We start from the raw sequence: 5,335 nt of genomic DNA on the forward strand, positions 1-5,335 counted from the left end.
TGAGCAACGGCTCAACGTTCTTTAAAAAGTTAACCAAGTAATTCGTGTGGGCGCTGGCCGAGGTATTTCGGATACGAAATATCAGGACAGTGACTCGTCGAAATTGAGTTTTGTCTTGAGCAAGATTTGCGATTTTCGGATCGCTGAATGATTTAAACTGAAGAGTTTGATCATGGCTCAGATTGAACGCTGGCGGCAGGCTTAACACATGCAAGTCGAGCGGTAACAGGGGTAGCTTGCTACCCGCTGACGAGCGGCGGACGGGTGAGTAATGCTTAGGAATCTGCCTGGTAGTGGGGGATAGCCCGGGGAAACTCGGATTAATACCGCATACGCCCTTCGGGGGAAAGCAGGGGATCTTCGGACCTTGCGCTATCAGATGAGCCTAAGTCGGATTAGCTAGTTGGTGGGGTAAAGGCCTACCAAGGCGACGATCCGTAGCTGGTCTGAGAGGATGATCAGCCACATCGGGACTGAGACACGGCCCGAACTCCTACGGGAGGCAGCAGTGGGGAATATTGGACAATGGGGGCAACCCTGATCCAGCCATGCCGCGTGTGTGAAGAAGGCTTTCGGGTTGTAAAGCACTTTCAGTAAGGAGGAAAACCTTATGGTTAATACCCATGAGGCTTGACGTTACTTACAGAAGAAGCACCGGCTAACTCCGTGCCAGCAGCCGCGGTAATACGGAGGGTGCAAGCGTTAATCGGAATTACTGGGCGTAAAGCGCGCGTAGGTGGTTAGGTAAGCGAGATGTGAAAGCCCCGGGCTTAACCTGGGAACTGCATTTCGAACTGTCTGACTAGAGTGTGGTAGAGGGTAGTGGAATTTCCTGTGTAGCGGTGAAATGCGTAGATATAGGAAGGAACACCAGTGGCGAAGGCGGCTACCTGGACCAACACTGACACTGAGGTGCGAAAGCGTGGGGAGCAAACAGGATTAGATACCCTGGTAGTCCACGCCGTAAACGATGTCTACTAGCCGTTGGAGATCTTGAATCTTTAGTGGCGCAGCTAACGCACTAAGTAGACCGCCTGGGGAGTACGGCCGCAAGGTTAAAACTCAAATGAATTGACGGGGGCCCGCACAAGCGGTGGAGCATGTGGTTTAATTCGACGCAACGCGAAGAACCTTACCTGGCCTTGACATCCTGCGAACTTTCTAGAGATAGATTGGTGCCTTCGGGAACGCAGTGACAGGTGCTGCATGGCCGTCGTCAGCTCGTGTCGTGAGATGTTGGGTTAAGTCCCGTAACGAGCGCAACCCCTATCCCTAGTTGCTAGCAGTTCGGCTGAGAACTCTAGGGAGACTGCCGGTGACAAACCGGAGGAAGGTGGGGATGACGTCAGGTCATCATGGCCCTTACGGCCAGGGCTACACACGTGCTACAATGGTACGTACAGAGGGCTGCAAACCCGCGAGGGGGAGCTAATCTCACAAAACGTATCGTAGTCCGGATCGCAGTCTGCAACTCGACTGCGTGAAGTCGGAATCGCTAGTAATCGCGAATCAGAATGTCGCGGTGAATACGTTCCCGGGCCTTGTACACACCGCCCGTCACACCATGGGAGTGGATTGCACCAGAAGTGGTTAGTCTAACCTTCGGGAGGACGATCACCACGGTGTGGTTCATGACTGGGGTGAAGTCGTAACAAGGTAGCCGTAGGGGAACCTGCGGCTGGATCACCTCCTTAAACGAAGCCGAACGCTTCGGTCAGAGTCCACACGAATTACTTGGTTGGCTAATTAAAGAGAGCAACGGGTCTAGCAGGCCCATGCCATTGGGTCTGTAGCTCAGGTGGTTAGAGCGCACCCCTGATAAGGGTGAGGTCGGTGGTTCAAGTCCACCCAGACCCACCAATTGCTCAGCTCGGCGTTAGTGAATGCCTGGGATGAACAATTTAAGGTAGCTGTTTATTTGGGGCTATAGCTCAGCTGGGAGAGCGCCTGCCTTGCACGCAGGAGGTCGGCAGTTCGATCCTGCCTAGCTCCACCATACTTACCCTGACTTCGGTCAGTGTCCAGAAACAAGCGTTTCCGAAGTGAAGCTCTTCTTTCTGATCACTGGGTCAGAATTGCTCTTTAACAAATTGGACGAGATAGACGAATATTTTTCTCTCATTATCTCCGAGAGAAAATGTTCAAAGTGATAACGATTTCAAGCGTTATCCGGTGTGTCGTTGAAGTGGTTGTTTATAGCTTCGAATGACGGTCTCGAATGAAAATCGACATCAGGCTTGCCTGGTGACGGCGGACATTCTGGGTCAGTTGTTTTGGGGTTATATAGTCAAGCAACTAAGCGCATACGGTGGATGCCTTGGCAGTCAGAGGCGATGAAAGACGTGGAAGCCTGCGATAAGGTTCGGGGAGCTGGCAAACGAGCTGTGATCCGGACATTTCTGAATGGGGAAACCCACCGACTTTCGGGTCGGTATCTTGCACTGAATACATAGGTGTAAGAGGCGAACCGGGGGAACTGAAACATCTAAGTACCCCGAGGAAAAGAAATCAACCGAGATTCCCTTAGTAGCGGCGAGCGAACGGGGACTAGCCCTTAAGCTGGACAACTGGTAGGAGAAGGCTCTGGAAAGTGCCGCCATAGTGGGTGATAGCCCCGTATCCGAAACCTGAGTTCAGTGAAATCGAGTAGGACGGGACACGTGATATCCTGTCTGAACATGGGGGGACCATCCTCCAAGGCTAAATACTCCTGACTGACCGATAGTGAACCAGTACCGTGAGGGAAAGGCGAAAAGAACCCCTGTGAGGGGAGTGAAATAGATCCTGAAACCGTATGCGTACAAGCAGTCGGAGCCCACTTGTTGGGTGACGGCGTACCTTTTGTATAATGGGTCAGCGACTTATGTTCAGTGGCGAGGTTAACCATCTAGGGGAGCCGTAGGGAAACCGAGTCTGAATAGGGCGACTTAGTCGCTGGGCATAGACCCGAAACCGGGCGATCTATCCATGAGCAGGTTGAAGGTGCCGTAACAGGCACTGGAGGACCGAACCCACTGTCGTTGAAAAGCCAGGGGATGACTTGTGGATCGGAGTGAAAGGCTAATCAAGCCCGGAGATAGCTGGTTCTCCCCGAAAGCTATTTAGGTAGCGCCTCGGATGAATACCACTGGGGGTAGAGCACTGTTTGGGCTAGGGGGTCATCTCGACTTACCAACCCCAGGCAAACTCCGAATACCAGTGAGTACTATCCGGGAGACACACGGCGGGTGCTAACGTCCGTCGTGGAGAGGGAAACAACCCAGACCGCCAGCTAAGGTCCCCAAGTACCAGTTAAGTGGGAAACGATGTGGGAAGGCTCAGACAGCTAGGAGGTTGGCTTAGAAGCAGCCACCCTTTAAAGAAAGCGTAATAGCTCACTAGTCGAGTCGGCCTGCGCGGAAGATGTAACGGGGCTCAAACTGGTCACCGAAGCTGCGGCTGCATACTTTGTATGCGGGGTAGGGGAGCGTTCTGTAAGCCTGCGAAGGTGTGTTGTAAAGCATGCTGGAGGTATCAGAAGTGCGAATGCTGACATGAGTAACGACAATGCGGGTGAAAAACCCGCACGCCGGAAGACCAAGGGTTCCTGCGCAACGCTAATCGGCGCAGGGTGAGTCGGCCCCTAAGGCGAGACCGAAAGGTGTAGTCGATGGGAAACGGGTTAATATTCCCGTACCTTGGATCACTGCGATGGAGAGACGGAGAAGGCTAGGTGAGCCGGGCGACGGTTGTCCCGGTTTAAGCGAGTAGGAAGAGGACTTAGGCAAATCCGGGTCCTCAATTCTGAGACGTGACGACGACTGCTCATAGAGCGGGAAGTCATTGATGCCATGCTTCCAGGAAAATCTTCTAAGCTTCAGGTGATTCGAGACCGTACCCCAAACCGACACAGGTGGTCAGGTAGAGAATACCAAGGCGCTTGAGAGAACTCGGGTAAAGGAACTAGGCAAAATGGTGCCGTAACTTCGGGAGAAGGCACGCCGGTGTGTACGTGAAGCCCCTGCGGGTGGAGCGGAAGCCGGTCGAAGATACCAGGCCCCTGCGACTGTTTATTAAAAACACAGCACTCTGCAAACACGAAAGTGGACGTATAGGGTGTGACGCCTGCCCGGTGCCGGAAGGTTAATTGATGGGGTTAGCATTCGTGCGAAGCTCTTGATCGAAGCCCCGGTAAACGGCGGCCGTAACTATAACGGTCCTAAGGTAGCGAAATTCCTTGTCGGGTAAGTTCCGACCTGCACGAATGGCGTAACGATGGGGGCGCTGTCTCTACCCGAGACTCAGTGAAATTGAAATCGCCGTGAAGATGCGGTGTATCCGCGGCTAGACGGAAAGACCCCGTGAACCTTTACTATAGCTTCACAGTGAACTTTGAGCATGCTTGTGTAGGATAGCTGGGAGGCTTTGAAACCCGGACGCCAGTTCGGGTGGAGCCAACCTTGAAATACCAGCCTGGCATGTTTGAGGTTCTAACTTGGTCCCCTTATCGGGGATGAGGACACTGTGTGGTGGGTAGTTTGACTGGGGCGGTCTCCTCCCAAAGCGTAACGGAGGAGCACAAAGGTGGGCTAAGCATGGTCGGACATCATGCGGTTAGTGTAATGGCACAAGCCCGCTTAACTGCGAGACAGACACGTCGAGCAGGTGCGAAAGCAGGTCATAGTGATCCGGTGGTTCTGTATGGAAGGGCCATCGCTCAACGGATAAAAGGTACTCCGGGGATAACAGGCTGATACCGCCCAAGAGTTCACATCGACGGCGGTGTTTGGCACCTCGATGTCGGCTCATCACATCCTGGGGCTGAAGCCGGTCCCAAGGGTATGGCTGTTCGCCATTTAAAGTGGTACGCGAGCTGGGTTTAGAACGTCGTGAGACAGTTCGGTCCCTATCTGCCGTGGACGTTGGAGATTTGAGGAAAGCTGCTCCTAGTACGAGAGGACCGGAGTGGACGAACCTCTGGTGTTCGGGTTGTGTCGCCAGACGCATTGCCCGGTAGCTATGTTCGGACAGGATAACCGCTGAAAGCATCTAAGCGGGAAGCCCCTTCCAAGATGAGATCTCCCTGGACCTTCGAGGTCCCTAAAGAGCCGTTCAAGACCAGGACGTTGATAGGCCGGGTGTGTAAGCGCTGTGAGGCGTTGAGCTAACCGGTACTAATTGCTCGTGCGGCTTGACTATATAACACCCAAGACAATTGCGGATAACGCGAAATCATCATCACTATTTATCTCGTCCTTCCCAGTGATCAACCGTTTTGTCTGACGACCATAGCGGCCCGGAACCACCTGATCCCATCCCGAACTCAGAAGTGAAACAGGCCTGCGCCGATGGTAGT

At 53.4% G+C, this 5,335-nt stretch carries 2 tRNA genes and 3 rRNA genes; all 5 read left to right on the forward strand.

The window, feature by feature from the left end:
- The first annotated feature begins 154 nt into the window (after positions 1–154).
- A 16S ribosomal RNA gene (locus QVZ43_RS16405) occupies positions 155–1,694 on the forward strand.
- 89 nt (positions 1,695–1,783) lie between these two features.
- Positions 1,784–1,860, forward strand: a tRNA-Ile gene (locus QVZ43_RS16410).
- Between the two features lie 60 nt (positions 1,861–1,920).
- Positions 1,921–1,996, forward strand: a tRNA-Ala gene (locus QVZ43_RS16415).
- 289 nt (positions 1,997–2,285) lie between these two features.
- Positions 2,286–5,178: ribosomal RNA gene (locus tag QVZ43_RS16420) — 23S ribosomal RNA — on the forward strand.
- Positions 5,179–5,257: 79 nt separating this feature from the next.
- A 5S ribosomal RNA gene (gene rrf / locus QVZ43_RS16425) occupies positions 5,258–5,335 on the forward strand; the annotation flags it as partial.

The organism is Marinobacter suaedae (assembly GCF_030519635.1).
GTDB classification, from domain to species: Bacteria; Pseudomonadota; Gammaproteobacteria; order Pseudomonadales; family Oleiphilaceae; genus Marinobacter; species Marinobacter suaedae.